Annotated in this window: 1 protein-coding gene; it reads left to right on the plus strand. The window is 64.0% G+C overall.

Annotated elements, in window-relative coordinates; genetic code table 11:
• The first annotated feature begins 112 nt into the window (after positions 1 to 112).
• On the plus strand, positions 113 to 1,468 hold the full coding sequence (locus ACIBJI_RS01785) for a GAF domain-containing protein (RefSeq protein WP_364340752.1): 1,356 nt from the start codon (positions 113 to 115) through the stop codon (positions 1,466 to 1,468).
• Positions 1,469 to 1,899: the final 431 nt, after the last annotated feature.

The raw sequence follows: 1,899 nt of genomic DNA on the forward strand, positions 1-1,899 counted from the left end.
AGGTCACATTTGTACGAGGTCTGAACGTGGTGTGAGCTGGCGGACAAACGAAGGCAACCGCCCTTACCCGGGTTATGAGCGCCGGTACAGTTCGGGGCGGAAAGAAAGGCAAATGGTCAGCAATCTTGCAGGTGGGCGGCCCCCACGGCACAGCGTCGAACCCGGCACTCAGCTCGGCGCACTGGAAGCCTATGCCGCACAAGCACACGGATATCTTAGCGCGGGTGGCGAGCAGCTGTCGCAGCTTGCCGGTCTGCTGCGTCCCGTTGTGCTCGAATCCTGGTTGCGCAGTGTGCGCGGCGGCGTCGATCCGATGGATCCGCTCGACGGGCGCGGGCTGCGCGGTGCGGATCTGCAGCGCTACCGCGACGCGCACCCGATTGCCACATTGATGCCGCTGATCGACAAATTGCTCGTACAGGACACGGCCAGAACGAGTTTGATCGTCGCGGTCGCCGATCAGTTCGGCCGCGTGCTGTGGGTGCACGGCAATCCCGATCAGATCGATGCCGCGGCCGAAATCGGGCTGCGCGCGGGCGATGATCTGAGCGAACGGCGCATCGGCACGAATGCCGTGGGCCTCGTGGTTCGCACCGGCCGGGCCGCGTGGATCCATGGGCCCGAACACTTTCTGCACCGGATGCATCAGATCACCGGTGCCGCAGCGCCGGTGCACGATCCTGACGGCAGGTTGGTCGGGGTGCTGATGATCGCCGGGGGCGTGCGGGTGGCCAAGCCGGAGATTCTGGCATTGGTGAAGGCGACCTCGACTGCCGCCGAAATGGATCTGCTGCTCACCGCGATGCGCGCGGGTCAGCGCGGGGCGGGGAGTTCGACCGGTGAAGTCGCGGCGGCTCGATTGGGTCTGGATGTACTCGGGTTGGGACAGCCACTACTGACCGTCGCCGGTGATCGAGTTCCGTTGTCGCAGCGGCACGCAGAGATACTGCTGCTGCTCGCCGAACATCCGGAGGGACTGGGCGCGGATCATCTCGCACTGCTGCTCGATGACACGGACCTGGATAACGGCACCATCCGCGCCGCCATGTCGCGGTTGCGCGCGGTGGTCGGGCCGGACGTATTCGGTTCGCGCCCTTATCGGTTGCGGGTGCATATCGCAACCGATATCGAGGCGCTGGGTGCGGCGCTCGATTCCGGCGATGTCGATACCGCATTACGGCTGTACGCGGGTCCGGTGCTACCGCGCTCGACGGCGCCGGGAATTATTGATATCCGCGATGAACTTCGGGTCCGGCTGCGTGCCGCGGTGCTCGGTTCCGGTGAGGCCGCGGTGCTGCGTCGGTGGACCGCATGTGCGGAGGGGCGCGACGATGCCGCGTCCTGGGTCGCCTATCGGGCGACCATAGATCGCGATTCGCCGCTTTATGCGCAGATCGAGGCCAAGATTCGGGTGCTCGATCGGCGGCTGGGCGCCGATGCAACGCGGATGCAACGTTCGCGCTCATAGTCTGCAGATCCGAAAGTGCTGTGGCTCACATTCGCGATCGAATTGTGGTCGCGAACACAGCTTTGCCCAGCTGCGTAGGCCCAGTTGAGCGCACTGGACGGCCGACCAACTTTTTTTAGTGCAAAAAGTTCCTTTTTATTAACGAAGCGCCTAGTCTTCGCAATGCGGATCACATCCGTGTGATGTAGCTGACACCGCCGCGGCGCCCGCACCGCGGCAGCGACGTTGGAGGAGCGATCAAGAGCTAGGCGCGAGCGGGGCGCAATCTGTTTCGATCCCGCGCGGGTGTCGTCCTGCCCCGCGCATTCGCCGAATCGTCTTGTGGTGGCGTCGAAGCCATGTGACAACACTGAACAGCGTTGCCGCAGCGGCTTATTCGTGCTGCCCGAAATCGTTCGGCCAGCTGTTTTACGCCGAACAAGGAGGCTCTG

This window comes from Nocardia sp. NPDC050408 (assembly GCF_044458905.1).
GTDB lineage: Bacteria > Actinomycetota > Actinomycetes > Mycobacteriales > Mycobacteriaceae > Nocardia.